We start from the raw sequence: 16,736 nt of genomic DNA, 5'->3' as shown, positions 1-16,736 counted from the left end.
ATTTGAGAATATTATAATATAATTCTGAGAATAAGTCTACATAAATCTATTTTTATTGACATAATCGATTATTTATAATAGAATCAATTATACAGAAGGAGGATAAATTATGAGATTATTACATTTTTACGAAAACAGGAAGCTTTATCTTGGAATTTGGACACAAAAAGGTATTATAAATATTGCTAAAACCGTAGCTGCAAACAATAGTGAACTTCCTACAACATGGAATGATATATTGATGCAAACAGAAAACAATTTGCTGTTTTTAGACCAGTATTTGAATTTATCACCCGTATTCTCTCAAATAGAAAATATTACATTTGCACCAAGTGTTCCAAATCCTGAAAAAATCCTGTGTATCGGACTTAATTATGATTCCCACATTAAGGAAGTTAAATTAGAACATCCGAAAGAACCTACTATATTTAGTAAATATAATACTTGTTTGACTGGGCATAATTCATCAATTCACTTGCCACCAAATGCGATAAAGTTTGATTATGAAGCGGAACTTGTAATTATTATAGGAAAAAAGGCGCATAATGTTTCGCAGGCCGAGGCTCTTTCGTATGTCTTTGGTTATTCTGTTGGTAATGATTTTAGCGCTCGAGATTTGCAGATGTTGAATGGACAGTGGCTTTTAGGAAAAGCTTGCGATGAGTTTGCACCGCTTGGCCCATATATTGTTACTGCAAATGAGGTAAATCCTAATCATTTAGATATAAAGTGTGAAGTAAATGGTATTATGCGCCAACATTCAAATACACAAAATATGATTTTTAACTGTGCTGCTATCATCAGCTATCTTTCTACATATATCACCTTAAAACCAGGAGATATTATTTTTACTGGAACTCCGGAAGGTGTTATTTTAGGGGAACCAGAAGAAAAGCAACAATGGCTGAAATCCGGTGATCAGGTTACCATTACCATTGAAAAGCTTGGAACATTATCAAATACGCTTTGCTAAATTGAAAAGTAATTCAAATAGTGTATAATTAAGAAGAGTATTTGCTACTGAAAGTAATTTAGATATGAGGAGAAAGGATAGGGATATATGCTAGTTATTGAAAGAGCTCAACTGAAAGATGCAGAGACAATTACTGGGATTAAAATTGCCGCATTTAATCAGGAAATCAATACATATTTAGGAAGAAATGGTGGACCTCCAGGATATGACAGTGTTGAATCAGAAATTGATATTATAAATAGATTTATTGCGTATAAGATAATGCTTGATGATGAAATTATCGGAGGATTATTTCTGATTCCGGAAGGCGAGGAAATAATGCATTTCGAAGATTTTGTTATTCGACCATCAATGCAGGGAAAAGGGTATGGATACAAGGTTCTTTGTATGGTAGAAAAGTTGTATCCAAACATAAAAAAATGGGTATTGTCGACACCGGTATTCAGTGTTGGAAATCAACATCTTTATGAAAAATTTGGTTATCGTGAGATTAGCCGGGATGAAAACGAGGTTTACTACAATAAGATTATTTCGGCATAATAATGTGATATCACCGATTTCCCAACTGCCAAAACGCAACTGCACTTGCGGCAGCAACATTTAGTGAGTCCACACCATGCGACATTGGAATGCAGACGGTATAGTCACAATCTGCAATAGTAGAGGTTGCCAGTCCATCTCCCTCTGTTCCTAAGATAATAGCCAACTTGTCCTCTGACATAAGGTTTGGGTCATCGATGTTGACAGATTCCTCACACAGTGCCATTGCGGCAGTTTTGAAGCCGAGATTACGAAGCCGCGCAATTCCCTGTGTTGCCCAATTTTCAGATTTATCACCGATAAATGTCCAGGGAATCTGGAATACAGTTCCCATACTTACACGAATAGAACGACGGTATAGTGGGTTACTGCAGGCAGGAGTAAGCAATACCGCGTCAATGTTCAGAGCTGCAGCACTGCGAAAGATTGCCCCCACATTTGTTGGGTTCATAACATTTTCTAAGATAGCAATTCGTCTTGCATTTTTACAAACATCTTCTACGGATGGTAACTTTGGACGATACATAGCGCAAAGTGCACCACGAGTCAATTCAAAGCCGGTAAGCTGAGTAAGGATATCAAATTCTGCAGTGTAGACAGGAATATTTTCACAGCGGGTGATGATATCCTTCGCTTGTCCTTCGATATGCTTTTTTTCCAATAATAGAGAAACTGGAATACATCCCGCGTCTAGGGCGCGGTCAATTACTTTAGGACTTTCTGCAATAAAGAGTCCTTTTTCCGGTTCGTGGCGGTTAAGTAATTGATTTTCAGTAAGACGGGCATAGATGTCAAGTTCCGGGGCATTAAAATCAGTTATTTCTATAATGTTTGGCATGATTGTCTCCTTGTAGTTATACTACAGATATTATAAAGGGGATGTAAGGTGGTGTCAAATGGGAGAAAGGGCAAACATAGGAAAAGAAGTCGGTTGAGGAAAATATTAGATTATTATATAATTGGAAATATGAATTTAGTCTTGTAAATGTCAAGCAGAGAAAGGAATGGAGATATATGTTTATAAAAGAAGATAATACATACAATGATATCCGTGAAAAATCACTTTTACAATGGTTAGCGGAAATGGAACAACACAAGGATATTGCTGTTCGTGGTGGAGTAAAACTGTGCAGAGAATATATGCAGTATCTTAAGGGCGAGAATGAGAAACTAAAAGAAGAAAATGAACTTAAAAATTACTATCTCAAAAAGGTGGCAAAGTAATAGGTAAATCAGAGGCGAGGGACTAGAATGAAGATAGAAAAAGTAGCACTTTTAGGTGCTGGTGCAGTAGGTGCATATTTTATATGGGGACTTTCCGAATGTCTTGGTGAAAAGTTTTGTGTTGTAGCCAAGGGTGAGCGAAAAAAGCGATTGGAAAAAGATGGTCTTATCATTAATGGAAAGCAATATGCATTACTTGTGAAAGAGCCGGAAGAAGTGGAAAATGTGGATTTGCTTTTGGTATCAAGCAAACAGGATGCACTGGCAGATGCAATAGAAGATATAAGAAAAATAGTTGGAAAAAATACAATTGTAATCAGTTTATTGAATGGTGTCACATCGGAAGAAATCATCGGAAATGCAATTGGTATGGAACATATGATGTATGCGGTTATGCGTATTGCTTCCGTAAGGGAAGGAAATCAGATTACATTTTCACCGGAAAACACAGCCGGAATTTATTTTGGAGAAAAGGATAGAAGGGAACCTACCGAAAGAGTGCTGGCAGTAGAAGAACTCTTTCAGGATACGGGAATTCACTATCATTTTATGGAAGATATTATTATCGATATGTGGATGAAATACGCTGGGAATATTGCACAAAATCTTCCACAGGCAATACTGGGTGTGGGATTTCAAGCATATAAGGATAGTGTACATATGCATAATATTGCAGAACGCCTCTGGAAAGAGGTTGATAAGGTGGCAAATGCCAAAGGGATTCCGCTAACGGAGAAATTTTTGTTATTCCAAGGAGTAAAGCCGGATGCCAGATTTTCAACATTACAGGATTTGGATGCAGGACGACACACAGAGATTGAGATGCTTGCAGGTGAGATGATACGCATGGGAAAAGAGTACGGAATTGATGTTCCGTATTGTGAATATACCTATCATTTGATTAAGGCATTAGAAGAGAAGAATGATGGGAAGTTTGAATACGAATCAGCAGAAAGTACAATATAGAGTTGAATTAATAGTATAAATTATTTTGTGATAGTAAGGGAGAAAATATGATTAAAGACTTATTTAATAAAAACTTGCTAATACCTTAATCCGTGAAACTTGATAACCTTATTTCGGGCGTATACCCGATAAATACTGGGTGTAACACGGTTTCATTTCTAGTTTTTGTTTTCACCCAATGGGTGAAGATAAAAACATATGACTTTCTCATATTTCCTCTGTGTTTTTAGCACCTCATATAGTAAAATATAAGTATCAATATATGAGGTGGATATTTATGAAAAAACTCGTAATCGAATTTTCCAATGAAAGACTAATTACTCCCAGCGGATTATCTCTTGTGGGACAGATGCTTGGCAAAAGCAGCTTCATTAAAAAGTGCAATAACATGAAGGTTGATGGCAAACGTTCCCAGAGCCAAATCAAAAACGGAGATATTCTTCTTTCTTATATCGGACTTCTTTGTCAGGGCAAGACTTCTTATGATGCTATCAATGAGATGTCTGATGATCCTGAGTATTACAAGCTTGCTCTTGGTATCACAAGGGCGATTCCATCTGCTGAGACCTTACGTCAGCGTATGGATGATATAGGGTCTTCATTGAGGGAAGAAATCCTAAATGCAAATGTTGCCATGTTTCATACCTTCCATGTTCAGCCTTCCGCATTAGAATCCGGGTTAGTTCCTTTGGATCTTGACGTCACTCCTATGGATAATTCAAAAACACATAAGGAAGGAGTTGCACACACATACAAAGGATTTGATGGTTATGCACCAATGATGGCATACATTGGCACAGAAGGCTTTCTTGCAAATACGGAGCTACGGGAAGGAAGTCAGCATTGCCAGTGCAATACACCCGCATTTTTAAAGCAGACACTTCGGCTTGGACATCAACTGACAGACAAGCAACTGTTGGTTCGTATGGACGCAGGGAATGATGCTGCTGAAAACTTAGGCATTCTAATCGAAGACGGTTCCTGGTTTATTGTAAAAAGAAATCTTCGAAGAGGTGAATCCAAAGAAGATTGGATTGCCAAAGTAAAGGAATGCTGTAAGGACATCCGTAATCCTCGTGATGGAAAAACTGTTTACATAGGTTCTTCGTGGAAAGATGTAGCGTATACAGATTCCGAAGGAGAATCAAAAACCATTACCATGCGCATTGTATATGAGGTGATTGAACGAACAACCGATAAAAACGGACAGTTCCTTCTGGTTCCGGATATCGAGTGCAATACGATATGGACCAATCTCGGCTGGAGCGATGATGATATCATAAATGGCTATCATGCTCACGGCGAATGCGAACAGTTTCACAGTGAAATCAAGACGGATATGGATGTTGAAAGACTTCCATCCGGCAAATTTGATACAAATGAGCTGGTCCTTGAATTAACTGTGCTTGCGTATAATATTTTGCGATTAATAGGTCAGGAGTCGTTAAAAAGCAGGCGAGCTCCTAAAACAAAACACCCTGTTAAAAGAAGACGTATCAGAACCGTGATAGGGAATCTGATTCAAATCGCCGGACATGTAACAACTCATGGACGACGGATTGTCTTGGCAATTGGTTGCAGTAATGTATGGCGTCATGCATTTATGGATGTTTATAAGCGTTTTGCTCTGGCCTAAGAATACAAAACAGAAAAAGGCTTGTTAAGGTGCGTCATTTTTGCACCTTATAAGCTGCAAATAGATATAAATCTCGCAACAAACAGGAATTGTGTACTAAAATTCGGTGTAAAGCAATGAATAACATTGATTCTGGGCAGTTCCTGTAAAAAAACAACTAAGTTTCACGGATTCAGGTAATAGATAGTGAACGTTTTACATTAAGACCTATCCATAAGTCAGATGTTGAAGATATATTTGAGATTTTTTCAGATAAAGAGGTAATGAAATATTATGATTTATTGCCGTTTAATTCTATAGAGGACGCAATTGCACAAGTCGATATTTTTCGTAAGAGTTTTGAAGATAAAAGTATGATAAGATGGGGAATTGAATTAAAAGAAAACAAAAAAATAATCGGAACTTGTGGATTCTTTGCATTTTCAGAAGATAGTATGAAGGCTGAGATGGGATATGAATTAAATCGTAATTATTGGAATAGTGGAATTATGAGCGAAGCACTTCGTCTTATAATAGAGTTTATTTTTTCGCAAACAAAAATCAACAGAATAGAAGCGTATGTTGAGCCTCAGAATATAGCGTCTATGAAATTATTAGAAACCTTAAAATTCACTAAAGAAGGTTTGCTTCGTCAATACGAAATAGGTAATTGCGAAACAAGTTCGCAATCCTGATTGAATACAAGGATAGAATCCTGCAATGCAGGATTCTTGGTATGAAAAGTGGATACCAGGTATTTTTTGGCACACGAAATAAATCCCATGGATTTATGGAATTGGTAAGCCCTATGCGATGAGAGGTTTCAAACTTCTAAGATACTGGTGTTTATGTATTTTATCAGCAACCATCACAGTAACAAGCTGGGTAATACCGGCGAGAAGAAGATCTGCATGGAGCGTTTTCTCATTTTGAGTTTTACGTCCGGCAATACAGAAACTATCTTTAAAGTGATTGATAGATTTCTCTACATTGACTCGGATTTTGTAAGTTTCATCCCATTCGGCGGAACCGCGTTCGACACCCGGATACGCGCGGAGGTTTTTCTCCGGATAGATGTAGATCATTCGTCCGCAGGAAGAAGTTGTACAGGGGTTATCGCAGTGGCAGACGCGACGTTTGGATTTATCTGCCGGATTGTATTCCCATTTCATTTTGGGGCATACAAACTTCATGGTTGGAATCTTGCTTTTTAAATGAGATTTACTTCCTTCTCTTTTCATTGGGAGTGAAGGATCGTGAGGGCAACAGGGAATGCCGTTCTCGTTGAATGTGCAGCCGTTTTCTTCCATGGAGAGTTTTACTCTAAGGGGAATGAAAGCTTTTTGAAATCCGATTTCTTCAAAAAGAGATTTGTAGATTTCAATCGTATCAAAGGCTGCATCGCCCAGAAAAGTCTTTGGCTCAATAAGCGGATGTTTCTGGAAGAAATCAATCAAAACAGGAAGTAATGCTTTTGAGTCGGCGAGTGACTTATCTTCGTCCGGAGAATCCGATTTTTTCTCCACAACGATATCAGGATGAGCATTCAGAAAGTCTTTGTTATAGAAAGTGATATCACGAACAATGCCAAGCCCATTTGTAATAATGCCAAACTTGTAAGCGTAACAGAAATGTCCATTAATGTACATTTGTTGGATAGCCTGATTAGAAGCAGCATGGGAAGGCATGGAACCATAGGCAGCCTTATAAGGGTCGTAAGAATCATCAAGGTTATGGGATTTTTTAAAGGCTTTCAGCTGTTTGATAATACGGTTAGCATATTTGGGATTATTTTCAGCGACCCAGGCTTCTATACCGGAGGTATCGAAGATGGTCATGGATGCAAGAGCAGAATCAATCTTTTGGCAGATCGGTTCGGTCAGATCAACCAAGTGGTCGAACATAGATTGTAAGTCCAGTAAGAAATCCTGTTTAAAACGAGTGAATTTTGAGGCATCGGGAACAACATCAAATCCACAGAAATCACGCAATTCCTGAGAGTATTTGAGAAAGACAATCAGAAGCATATCAGTCGGGATTGAGAAGATACGCTGGATCAGAAGAGCTTTGAGCATAGGATAAAGCTGATGTTTGCGAGGTCTTCCGGTACGAGCGTGAAAATGAGACACAAAAGAAACAGGAACAATTTCATCAAGGTTAATGGCTTCATCAAGAAGTATTAGAAACTGATATTTGTCATTGTCAAATTTATTTTGACAATCTTCAAAAACTTCTGCCAAAGTGAGCTGCTTATGTGTTATCATATGAGTATATCTCCTTTCAGGTGGATGGTTGATTAGTTTCTCGACAATTCTATTTTACCATAAACCTTGAGGAGATATTTTATTTTGGCAACAAAAAAATGCTGTATTTATGCGGCTTTTGGCGTTTCGCAAACGCCTATCAATACGAAAGATGCAGAGGAGAACTAATTGATATTACTATTTGGGGATTGTTAAGAAATGATTATTTGCTTTTTTATTGATTGATAAATCCTAGTTTGAAAGGATGAATACAGAATGGTACAAGCGGTTTTTATAGATTTTTATGGTACAGTTGTGCATGAAGATGGTGAAGTTATTCGAAAAATATCACAAGAAATATTTGATACTGGAAAAGTAAGGGATAGATCTGAAATAGGAGCATATTGGTGGAATGAGTTCCAGACAGCATTTTTGTCTGCATATGGAGATAATTTTGAGACACAAAGAGAATTAGAATATCAATCATTGGATAAAACCCTACAATATTTTAACTCAACTGCTGATGCAAAGATATTGAGTAACAAGATGTTTGAGCATTGGATAAAACCGCCTATTTTTGAAGAGTCAAAACAATTTTTTGAGATGTGCCCAGTACCTGTTTATATAGTATCTAATATTGATAGGGATGATATATTGAAAGCTATAGAGTTTCACGGATTAAGGCCTATGGGAGTATTCACAAGTGAAGATGCGAAGTCATATAAGCCAAGAAAAGAATTATTTGAATTTGCATTGAGGAGTACGGGATTGTCCGCTGAACAAGTTGTACATATTGGAGACTCGATGAGTAGTGATATTAAGGGAGCTTCATCTGTGGGAATAAATGCTGTATGGATCAATCGTAGTGATAGAGAGGTTCCGGATGGGGTTAGTTCAGTTAGAAATTTATTAGAAGTATATGATACTGACTATTTTAAATAGAAGTGAGATGGAATTACAATTTGCAAAGATTAAGTTTAGGGTTGTAAATACCAAGATTTTTGATATAATATAATTACAAAAGGTAATCGCCACAGAGTGGTTGACCAAGAATATGAAGTAAGAAACCTTCCGAGACTCAGGCAAAGTACAGGGAAGGTTTTTTACTGTCTTATTGACAAATCAAATAAATGAATGTCAGTAGTGCCAAGAGGAACATTGCGAAAGACATAAGGTCTTTAAAGTCGAATTTATTCTTCATAAGCATCACCTCCATTCTATGTAGAATGAAGGTCAACCACCCTGTAACACGATTACCGGTAGCTGTGAAGCTACTATATATATTCTATCATAAACAAAACAAGAACACAAGTTCGAAAAAACAAAATTTAAATTGCAAATGGTAAAAAGTTGCATCCTTCCTGAATTGACTAAGTACAAGGAAGGTTTTTTACTATCTTATTGACAAAGACATTATCACATAAAACTTATAAGGAGAAACAAATGGCAGAACAGGACTATTTCAAAAATGCACTTTCTAATTTTGTGCATGATGTTGCCAGCGGAGGAACTATCTGCCATTTGGCAGATCTGGGTTATACCGTTCGTAAAATTGCGGATAAGTTAGATTTCCCTACGCCATATGCAAAGGTGCAGCAGACGGTCTGGAAGCATTATGTAGAAACATCGGTGATTCTCTTGGAAGAACCGGGTACGGGAAAGAAAAATGAACAGTATCGATTTGTAAAAGAACAGAACAAATATGGAACTACTAGTTTTCGCAGAGTTAAGGTGACTGAGGATAATGGAAAGATAATTAGTTGGAAAACAAAACAGTTTCAGGCAGAAGAGCGAGAGGAGCTTATAGAATATCTCGAAGATAAGTTTTCAAGAAATGGGAACGCTGGTGCATATATGTCTTGTGATTTTGGAAAAATTTACTATCAAGACGCCAAGCAATATGATAAAATCTTACAAGCTCTTGAGCCTGGACAGAGAGAATACATAGAAGGACTTCCATGGGAAATCAGTCGCTGTTATCATAAATTGGATGAGAGAATGGCTGGAATTCTGTTGTGTCTTTGCAGACAGGGAATGTATCAGGGAACGATTTATTTTTTAGAATTAGAAGAACGTGTAGATATTGTAAATTAAAAGTGAGATGAAGAAAGATTATGATTACAAATGAAGCAGTCAACCAGGCAATTGATTACATAATGAAGAATATTGGGCGAGAACTTTCGGTAGAGGAAATTGCTGAGCATTGTCATTTTTCAAAGTTTTATTTTTGTAGAATTTTTAAGGCGGAAACAGGAGAAAGTATTTATTCATTTATAAAACGGGTAAAAATGGAACAGAGTGCGTTTCGATTAAAAGTGGAGAGGAAAAGAACTATAACAGATGTTGGCTATGAATATGGATATAGTCCATCGAATTACAGTACAGTATTTAAACAGCATCATCAGGTTACACCGGCAAATTTTCGTAGAAATATTTGTAGGAAGTCATTAGAGAATCCACTTTTTTGTCAGGAAGACAATAAATGGGAGACCTTTGCGGAGTGTAATCAGAAAATTTCTATTGAAACACTTGAGGATTATTACGTTATCTATGAAAGACGAATTGGAAATTACCATAATCTGAGTCAAGATTGGGGAATGTTCCTGGATAAGTATCAAGAGTATATGACGGAAGAAACATTGCTCTTGGAGCGGACATTTGATGATCCGTCTATAACTGATGTGGATAGTTGTCTTTATGATATTTGTATGAGTGTTGATAAAGAATGTACTTTGGAAAATACTTGTATAATACAGGGCGGTAAGTTTGCCGTATATCATTTTAAAGGATTTGCAAATGAAATTTATGCGGCTTACCAAAATATGTTTAATGTGTGGTTCCCACAAAGTCATTATGAAATTGATGAGCGTTATGGCTTTGAGATTTATCATAGCGCTGATTGTGAGAATATGTATATGATAATGGATTTGTGTATACCGATTAGATAGAGCAAGAATTCAGAAGTTTATATTTAGATTCCTCTTTATAATGAATACTGCCACTGGAATGTATTTACTATAAGGAGGAATTTTTGATGGATTTAGAGAAGATTAGAGAAAACAGGGTGAAGATGATTTTGCAGTTTTCAATCCCTTCTATTATTGCAATGGTACTCACTTCGATGATTACAGTTGTAGATGGATTTTTTATCGGAAACTATGTTGGAAAAGCGGGAATGGCAGCCGTAAATTTGGGATTGCCTATTGTATATCTGTATTTAGCAATCGGATTAATGATATCAGTAGGTGGGGTTGCTATTGCAGGTATGGCATTTGGTGCCGGAGATAGAAAGAAATGCAATGATGTTTTTAATCAAACAATTTTAACAACCATTGTGGTTTCGTTTATAATAAGTGTTATAGTATTTTTATGTTTCCAGCCGATGCTTCGGGTTCTGCATGCAGATGGGCAGATTGCAGTATATTTTAAAGAATATTATTTAATTATGCTATTGGAACTTCCGATTATGGTGGTTAATTCATCTTTTGGAATGTTTATTCGGGGAGAAGGAAATCCACAGTTTTTTATGAAAACAAATATATTAAATGTTTTACTAAATGTCGTGTTGGACTATTTCTTTTCCAGGTGGTTGCACTGGGGCGTGGCAGGAATTGCAGTAGCTTCCTTGTTATCAGCAGTAGTTACCTTAACATACATTATTTACTTTTTTATTAGAAGAGCAAAAGTGTATAGGTTTCACAAATTTTCTTTTGATAAAGAAGTATTAAAAAGTACTATATTGAATGGAAGTTCTGAGTTTATTGGTGAGATGTCCATGAGCATTTCCATGTTTGCGTATAATCTGGTAATTATGAGGAATGTTGGCGTGGATGGAGTGACGGCATTTACTATTGTGGGATATGTGTCTTATGTGTTCAGTATGATTATCGTTGGCTTTGGACAGGGGGCAAGTCCACTTATCAGTTTTGTTTATGGAGGAGAGGAACATGAACTTGCCAGAAAGATTCGCAAGAATACGAATCAGTTTGTATTGGGAGCCGGAATTGTTGTAATACTCATTATGACAATAGTTTCTGATGTGTATAGTGGTCTTTTTGTAGATGATAGTCTGGTGAAAAGTATGATAAAGTCCGGGATGATAATATATATGAGTTCTTTTCTATTTTCAGGAATTAATACAATTACCTCATTTTATTTTACGTCTATCGGAAAGGCAAAAGAGTCAGCAATCATATCATCTTCCAGGGGATGGGTTATTCTTTTAATCTGCATTTTTACCTTACCTCTATTTTGGGGAATGCAGGGAGTATGGTTGGTAGCGCCTGTGACAGAGGGAGTTACAATCCTGTTAAGTATTATGTTTATTTGGAAAGATAAGAGGTAAGCGGAACAAAATGTTATTGTAATGTTAGAATTTTTTGATATAATGAAAAAGGGAATCGCAACAGAGCGGTTGAGAAATTAGAAGAGGCAAAAGCCTTCCCAGACCAAGAGAGGTATAGGGAAGGTTTTTTAATTTGTAGGAAGTTGCGCTGTAATTTCTATAAAGTGAATAGAAGGAGGAGAAATAGATGTATCTTATTATGGAAGCGTTAATGCTCATTTCATTGGGTGGCCTGATTGCAGTATTTGAGAGTGGTCTTAGCGAATGGGTGATTATATTAAAATCTGCAGCAAGTCTTTTCTTTGTATTGGCAGGTTTATGTGGATATCGGAAGTCAAAAGGAAACAGAAAAGTTTCTTTGTATATTTTACTGGCACTTTGCTGTTCTATGGCTGGGGATGTTTTTCTGGCGTTGGATACAGAGAAAGGAATCATGTTTATTCTGGGGGTAGCCAGCTTTGCTGCAGCACATGTCATGTTTTCCATTGCATTTTGTAAGATGTGTAAGATTCAAAAAAGAGATTTTGCGGTGACAGGAATGATATTGGGAGTACTGCTTGTTATTATGTGCGTAGGAACCTTTGATTTCCAGGGATTGTTCCCGGTTGTAATAGGCTATGCAGCAGTTATTTCATTCATGGTGGCCAAGGCACTGTCTCTTTGGCGATGCAGACAGGGCAGAGAACGTGTAACAGGATTGATGATGGCGGGTGGAGTAGCTTTTCTTGTTTCAGATTTATTATTGTTTTTCTGGATGTTTGGGGTAGGGATACCGAAGGAAATGCAGTCCGCAAACTGGATTATGTATTATTTGGCGCAGATGTTTCAAGCGCATGCATTAAATGAAAATTAGAATAGTTGTTTATGCGATAGTAATCTGGTATATTTTAGTGTACAGGCAGGTGAGATATTAATAAATGTTACATTTGAGAAAGGGAATACAGGAAATATGACAAAGGAAGATTGTTGTTTTACATGTGGAAATCAATGGTTTCGTTACCGAGCAGCAGCCGTTATTATAGAGGATGGTTGTGTTTTATTTGTAAAAAATGAAAACGAGGCAGATGATTACTATTATTCTGTCGGCGGAGGAGTGCATCTGGGAGAGAAAGCAGAGGACGCTGTACTGCGGGAGGTATTTGAAGAAACAGGAGTACCTTATGAAATAGACAGATTGTTATTTTTGCATGAGAACTTTTTTACGGGTTCAGGAAGTCTTGCAGGTTATGAATGTCATGAAATTGCATTTTACTATTTGATGAAGTCGAGAGGTACGAAAGAATTAAAAAGTGATAGTTATACAACGAACTCTATGGGAACGTTTAAAGAAAATATGCATTGGTTGCCAATTTGTGAATTAAAAAAATATAAGGCGTTTCCATCTTTTTTTGCAGAGGAACTTTTAGATATTCCAGAAACAGTAAAGCATATTGTGACAGATGAAAGGTAATGTCCGGTTCATTCGCCATTTATGGGAAAGACATTATTTTATCTATTGTGTTATCATTTCGGTATAATAGATAAAAGCGAGGTTGAAAGATTATGGATTTAAAGAAAATAGGATGTTTTCTGTCAGAGTTGCGGCATGAGCATAATGAGACACAGGAAAAACTGGGGGAGATTCTGGGAGTATCGAATAAAACAATTTCCAGATGGGAGAATGGTAATTATTTACCACCGGTGGAAATGCTTCAGTTACTAAGCAAGCATTATTCTGTCAGTATCAACGAAATTTTAAGCGGAGAACGGTTAGATTCAGAAGCGTACAGAGAGCGGGCAGAGGAAAACTTAAAAACTACATTAAGTAAAAGCAGTTTTTCACTACAAGAAAGAATTGTATTTTTTCGAAAGAAATGGATTAAGGAGCATTGGTTGGTAAGTGCATTCGCTATAATAGGAAGTATAGCGCTGTTGGTGCTTGGTATTATTGTAGGGGAAAGATATTTATGTGTGGCAGGAATGATTGCAACAGTGGTATTTCCCGTGGTATCATATAATAGAATGATGGCTTATATTGAACGACAAGCATACGACGGAAAAGGATAATTGAGGAGGAAAATGCAAAAATGAAGGTTATATTGAGTGCAGACAGAACATGTGACTTGACAGATGAGCTTAGAGAAACATACGGTGTAGAGACAATTCCTTATCATATCAGTCTGGAAGGAAAGGATTATACAGACAACGTAGACATTACACCGGAAGAGTTGTATCAGGCATTTTGGGATAGAAAAGTGTTGCCAAAAACATCTGCAATCAATGCATTTGAATATAAAAACTATTTTGAACAGTGGACAAGCCAAGGATATGCAGTTATTCATTTTTGTCTTGGAAGTGCATTGACAAGCTCTTATCAGAATTGTTGTATTGCAGCAGAAGAATTGGAAAATGTTTATGTAATTGATTCCTGTAATTTATCATCCGCTACGGGACTTCAGATTTTAGATTGTAGGAAAAAAATAGATGAAGGTATGGCACCGGAAGAAATCTACGAATATTTTTCACATAATCAGCAGAAATATCATGGAAGCTTTGTAATTGACACCTATGAATTCTTAAAAGCCGGTGGAAGATGCTCTGCTATAACAGCTTTTAGTGCTAATTTACTGAATATTAAGGTCAGCATCGAGGTGGATAATACCTCTGGTGGAATGAATGTTGGCAAAAAGTATCGTGGAAAACAGGACAAGGTGTTAAAGCAATATGTAAAAGATAAACTAACACAGTATCCGGATATTGTCAGGGATAAAATTTTTATTACTCACTCTGGAATTGATGAGAAATATATTGAATTGGTACGTCAGACTATTGAGGAAACCATGAGTTTTGAGCATATTTATGTTACCAAGGCAAGTTGTACGATATCCAGCCATTGTGGACCGGGAACACTGGGAATTTTATTTGCAACAGAAGAGGCAAGAGAGTAGGATGAATGATTGTTAACTAAAAATAAAAAAGAGGTTGACAATCTGAACTCTTTCTTTTATACTACAACCATATAAAAGGAGGAGATACATATGAAAAAATCAAAATTATCTGTACAGGATATGTGTATGATTGGCGCATCCACTGCAATTATTGCAATTATGGCGCAGATTTCTATTCCAATGCCTGCAGGTGTTCCATTGACTATGCAGACATTTGCAATTACCTTGATAGCGATTGTGTTAGGAGCAAAGAATAGTGCACTTGCAACCTTGATTTATGTATTGCTTGGAGCTATTGGCATTCCGGTATATGCTAATCTTAAAGGAGGAGCAGGTATAGTGGTTGGTCCAACCGGAGGATTTTTGATGACATTTCCAATTATGGCATTGCTTATAGGTCTTGGTGCAGATTTTTATAAAAAGAATAAGGCATGGCTAATTGTTGGAATTCTTGTTGGAACTGTGGTAAATTATATTGGCGGAATCCTGTGGTTTTGTTTTGTTGCGAAAAGTAGTTTTTGGGTGGGATTTGATGCATGTGTAGCTCCATTTATCCCAACAGCTATTCTTAAGGCGGTACTTGCAGTTATTGTTGGTTTGCCAGTAAGATATACAGTAAGGAGAGCAGTATGTCAATCAAACTAAGGCCACATCATTTATTATGTACTCAGGGTTATTCCGGTAAAGGTTATAGTAATGAATTTGTGGAAAACATGAATGAAGTTGTAAGAAGACTTCGTACAGAAGAAGCAACAGAAGTAACCATTGTGTATTCTACAGATGATCTTTGTGCCCATTGTCCAAGCATGGAAGGAACAGACTTGTGCAGTACTCAGGAAAAAGTAAAATCTTTTGACCGTAAAACGGCAGAATACTTCAATATCGAAGAAAAAACATATATCTATCAGGAAATCATTCAGGAAATTGATAATCAGATGACACCGGAACGAATGGATGATATTTGCCAGGGATGCAAATGGTATTCCATTAGTTCCTGTAAAAAGAATATTTTAGCAAAGAAGACAGTGTAACGCGAAAGAGTCCGGCAAGCGGACTCTTTATTTTGTATTAATTTGTATACTTACCTGAAAGTATAATTGATGTGTGAAAGAAAATGAGATAAAATAAGGATAATATTTTTTACGAAAGATAGGTGAAATTATGTTCAAAGATAGACCAATTATCGGCATCATGCCGTTGTATGATAGCGAAAAGGATAGCTACTGGATGCTTCCGGGATATATGAAGTCTTTGGAAGAAGCTGGTGCAATCCCTATGATGCTTCCATTGACAACCCAGTCAGAAGAACTTGATTATTTTCTGGAAATATGTGATGGTTTTCTTCTCACCGGTGGACAGGATGTTACACCGGAGATTTACGGAGAAGAGAAAAAATCCGTGTGTGGAGAAACCTCCTCATCGCGGGACAGTATGGATGCTTATATTTTTAAGAAGGCAATAGAAGCAGATAAGGCAGTACTTGGAATCTGCCGCGGTATTCAGATTATGAATGCTGTATCAGGTGGAACCTTGTATCAGGATTTGCCGAGTGAATTTGAAAGTGATGTGGAACATCATATGTCGCCGCCTTATGACCGGACTGCGCATGAGGTTGAATTGGTGAAGAATACGCCTATTTATCAGGTGTTGAAGGAAGAAAAAATACCGGTAAATAGTTATCATCATCAGGCAGTGAAGAAAGTTGCAGAAGGATTTGAAAAAATGGCAGTTTCAACGGATGGCTTAATAGAAGGAATTTATATGCCTGATAAAAAATTTGTCTGGGGAATTCAGTGGCATCCGGAGTTTTCCTATGAAAAAAGCGAGTATAGTCGTAAGATTTTAAAAGCATTTTTAGAGGCGGCAAAACAATAAAAATAACGATAAAAGGAGTTGGTTAAAA

The 16,736-nt window shown here is 36.9% G+C and carries 18 protein-coding genes and 1 pseudogene; 17 read left to right on the top strand and 2 right to left on the bottom strand.

Translation table 11 applies throughout. The features are described 5' to 3' along the window. The first annotated feature begins 109 nt into the window (after positions 1 to 109). Both BIV20_RS09325 and BIV20_RS09320 read left to right on the top strand, forming a co-directional pair. Complete coding sequence (locus BIV20_RS09325; RefSeq protein ID WP_075720349.1) at positions 110 to 973, top strand: fumarylacetoacetate hydrolase family protein; 864 nt, start codon at positions 110 to 112, stop codon at positions 971 to 973. 87 nt (positions 974 to 1,060) lie between these two features. Further along, entirely contained in the window at positions 1,061 to 1,513 is a 453-nt protein-coding gene (locus BIV20_RS09320; RefSeq protein WP_075720347.1) for a GNAT family N-acetyltransferase, read from the top strand. 10 nt (positions 1,514 to 1,523) lie between these two features. On the opposite strand, the gene BIV20_RS09315 is transcribed toward BIV20_RS09320, so the two are convergent. Then, positions 1,524 to 2,351, bottom strand: a complete 828-nt coding sequence (locus BIV20_RS09315) for a TrmH family RNA methyltransferase (RefSeq protein WP_075720345.1) — start codon at positions 2,349 to 2,351, stop codon at positions 1,524 to 1,526. Positions 2,352 to 2,527: 176 nt separating this feature from the next. On the opposite strand from BIV20_RS09315, the gene BIV20_RS09310 reads away from it, so the two are divergent. The 4 genes from BIV20_RS09310 (at position 2,528) to BIV20_RS09295 (ending at position 6,013) form a co-directional block, all read left to right on the top strand. After that, positions 2,528 to 2,737, top strand: coding sequence for a hypothetical protein (locus BIV20_RS09310; protein ID WP_075720343.1), 210 nt, complete (start codon positions 2,528 to 2,530; stop codon positions 2,735 to 2,737). A 27-nt stretch (positions 2,738 to 2,764) separates the two neighbouring features. Further along, positions 2,765 to 3,703: a ketopantoate reductase family protein gene (locus BIV20_RS09305; protein WP_075720341.1), complete on the top strand. Its 939-nt coding sequence runs from the start codon at positions 2,765 to 2,767 to the stop codon at positions 3,701 to 3,703. A gap of 262 nt (positions 3,704 to 3,965) precedes the next feature. Continuing rightward, complete coding sequence (locus tag BIV20_RS09300; RefSeq protein ID WP_242939811.1) at positions 3,966 to 5,339, top strand: IS1380 family transposase; 1,374 nt, start codon at positions 3,966 to 3,968, stop codon at positions 5,337 to 5,339. 170 nt (positions 5,340 to 5,509) lie between these two features. Beyond that, positions 5,510 to 6,013, top strand: a complete 504-nt coding sequence (locus BIV20_RS09295; protein WP_075720337.1) for a GNAT family N-acetyltransferase — start codon at positions 5,510 to 5,512, stop codon at positions 6,011 to 6,013. Positions 6,014 to 6,186: 173 nt separating this feature from the next. Here the strand turns inward: BIV20_RS09295 and BIV20_RS09290 are convergent. Next, a pseudogene (locus BIV20_RS09290) lies at positions 6,187 to 7,582 on the bottom strand (transposase). A 255-nt stretch (positions 7,583 to 7,837) separates the two neighbouring features. On the opposite strand from BIV20_RS09290, the gene BIV20_RS09285 reads away from it, so the two are divergent. The 11 genes from BIV20_RS09285 to BIV20_RS09235 all read left to right on the top strand — a co-directional run bounded on the left by BIV20_RS09285 (position 7,838) and on the right by BIV20_RS09235 (position 16,708). Next, complete coding sequence (locus tag BIV20_RS09285; RefSeq protein ID WP_075720335.1) at positions 7,838 to 8,503, top strand: HAD family hydrolase; 666 nt, start codon at positions 7,838 to 7,840, stop codon at positions 8,501 to 8,503. Positions 8,504 to 9,004: 501 nt separating this feature from the next. Then, a complete protein-coding gene (locus BIV20_RS09280; protein ID WP_075720333.1) occupies positions 9,005 to 9,655 on the top strand; it encodes a hypothetical protein in 651 nt (216 codons plus the stop codon). 20 nt (positions 9,656 to 9,675) lie between these two features. Further along, entirely contained in the window at positions 9,676 to 10,509 is an 834-nt protein-coding gene (locus tag BIV20_RS09275; RefSeq protein WP_075720331.1) for an AraC family transcriptional regulator, read from the top strand. A gap of 86 nt (positions 10,510 to 10,595) precedes the next feature. Further along, a complete protein-coding gene (locus tag BIV20_RS09270) occupies positions 10,596 to 11,906 on the top strand; it encodes an MATE family efflux transporter (protein WP_075720329.1) in 1,311 nt (436 codons plus the stop codon). Between the two features lie 187 nt (positions 11,907 to 12,093). Continuing rightward, positions 12,094 to 12,759 (top strand): lysoplasmalogenase, encoded by a 666-nt coding sequence (locus BIV20_RS09265; RefSeq protein WP_075720327.1) that lies wholly within the window; start codon positions 12,094 to 12,096, stop codon positions 12,757 to 12,759. Positions 12,760 to 12,855: 96 nt separating this feature from the next. Beyond that, positions 12,856 to 13,356 carry an NUDIX hydrolase gene (locus BIV20_RS09260; protein ID WP_075720325.1) on the top strand — a complete coding sequence of 167 codons (501 nt, stop codon included), beginning with the start codon at positions 12,856 to 12,858 and terminating at the stop codon, positions 13,354 to 13,356. Between the two features lie 92 nt (positions 13,357 to 13,448). Next, complete coding sequence (locus BIV20_RS09255; protein WP_075720323.1) at positions 13,449 to 13,952, top strand: helix-turn-helix transcriptional regulator; 504 nt, start codon at positions 13,449 to 13,451, stop codon at positions 13,950 to 13,952. A 20-nt stretch (positions 13,953 to 13,972) separates the two neighbouring features. After that, the gene (locus BIV20_RS09250) at positions 13,973 to 14,833 is read left to right on the top strand and encodes a DegV family protein (protein ID WP_075720321.1); all 861 of its coding nucleotides are present in this window, start codon (positions 13,973 to 13,975) and stop codon (positions 14,831 to 14,833) included. A gap of 90 nt (positions 14,834 to 14,923) precedes the next feature. Beyond that, positions 14,924 to 15,478 (top strand): biotin transporter BioY, encoded by a 555-nt coding sequence (locus tag BIV20_RS09245; protein ID WP_075720319.1) that lies wholly within the window; start codon positions 14,924 to 14,926, stop codon positions 15,476 to 15,478. After that, entirely contained in the window at positions 15,463 to 15,864 is a 402-nt protein-coding gene (locus BIV20_RS09240; protein ID WP_075720317.1) for a DUF1284 domain-containing protein, read from the top strand. The genes BIV20_RS09245 and BIV20_RS09240 overlap by 16 nt, the downstream gene beginning before the upstream one ends. Positions 15,865 to 15,994: 130 nt before the next feature. Further along, positions 15,995 to 16,708 carry a gamma-glutamyl-gamma-aminobutyrate hydrolase family protein gene (locus BIV20_RS09235; RefSeq protein ID WP_075720315.1) on the top strand — a complete coding sequence of 238 codons (714 nt, stop codon included), beginning with the start codon at positions 15,995 to 15,997 and terminating at the stop codon, positions 16,706 to 16,708. Positions 16,709 to 16,736 lie beyond the last annotated feature (28 nt).

The sequence above is a fragment of the Roseburia sp. 499 genome, from assembly GCF_001940225.2.
Lineage (GTDB): Bacteria > Bacillota > Clostridia > Lachnospirales > Lachnospiraceae > Petralouisia.
This window is presented reverse-complemented; position numbering and strand designations above follow the sequence as displayed.

Excerpts from the sequence above, each read along its gene's own strand:
- BIV20_RS09235 (WP_075720315.1), top strand. The coding sequence starts at position 15,995 with ATGTTCAAAGATAGACCAATTATCGGCATCATGCCGTTGTATGATAGC.
- BIV20_RS09245 (WP_075720319.1), top strand. The coding sequence starts at position 14,924 with ATGAAAAAATCAAAATTATCTGTACAGGATATGTGTATGATTGGCGCA.
- BIV20_RS09275 (WP_075720331.1), top strand. The coding sequence starts at position 9,676 with ATGATTACAAATGAAGCAGTCAACCAGGCAATTGATTACATAATGAAG.
- BIV20_RS09260 (WP_075720325.1), top strand. The coding sequence starts at position 12,856 with ATGACAAAGGAAGATTGTTGTTTTACATGTGGAAATCAATGGTTTCGT.
- BIV20_RS09325 (WP_075720349.1), top strand. The coding sequence starts at position 110 with ATGAGATTATTACATTTTTACGAAAACAGGAAGCTTTATCTTGGAATT.
- BIV20_RS09315 (WP_075720345.1), bottom strand. The coding sequence starts at position 2,351 with ATGCCAAACATTATAGAAATAACTGATTTTAATGCCCCGGAACTTGAC.
- BIV20_RS09270 (WP_075720329.1), top strand. The coding sequence starts at position 10,596 with ATGGATTTAGAGAAGATTAGAGAAAACAGGGTGAAGATGATTTTGCAG.
- BIV20_RS09255 (WP_075720323.1), top strand. The coding sequence starts at position 13,449 with ATGGATTTAAAGAAAATAGGATGTTTTCTGTCAGAGTTGCGGCATGAG.
- BIV20_RS09310 (WP_075720343.1), top strand. The coding sequence starts at position 2,528 with ATGTTTATAAAAGAAGATAATACATACAATGATATCCGTGAAAAATCA.
- BIV20_RS09285 (WP_075720335.1), top strand. The coding sequence starts at position 7,838 with ATGGTACAAGCGGTTTTTATAGATTTTTATGGTACAGTTGTGCATGAA.
- BIV20_RS09305 (WP_075720341.1), top strand. The coding sequence starts at position 2,765 with ATGAAGATAGAAAAAGTAGCACTTTTAGGTGCTGGTGCAGTAGGTGCA.
- BIV20_RS09320 (WP_075720347.1), top strand. The coding sequence starts at position 1,061 with ATGCTAGTTATTGAAAGAGCTCAACTGAAAGATGCAGAGACAATTACT.
- BIV20_RS09300 (WP_242939811.1), top strand. The coding sequence starts at position 3,966 with ATGAGGTGGATATTTATGAAAAAACTCGTAATCGAATTTTCCAATGAA.
- BIV20_RS09280 (WP_075720333.1), top strand. The coding sequence starts at position 9,005 with ATGGCAGAACAGGACTATTTCAAAAATGCACTTTCTAATTTTGTGCAT.
- BIV20_RS09265 (WP_075720327.1), top strand. The coding sequence starts at position 12,094 with ATGTATCTTATTATGGAAGCGTTAATGCTCATTTCATTGGGTGGCCTG.
- BIV20_RS09250 (WP_075720321.1), top strand. The coding sequence starts at position 13,973 with ATGAAGGTTATATTGAGTGCAGACAGAACATGTGACTTGACAGATGAG.
- BIV20_RS09240 (WP_075720317.1), top strand. The coding sequence starts at position 15,463 with ATGTCAATCAAACTAAGGCCACATCATTTATTATGTACTCAGGGTTAT.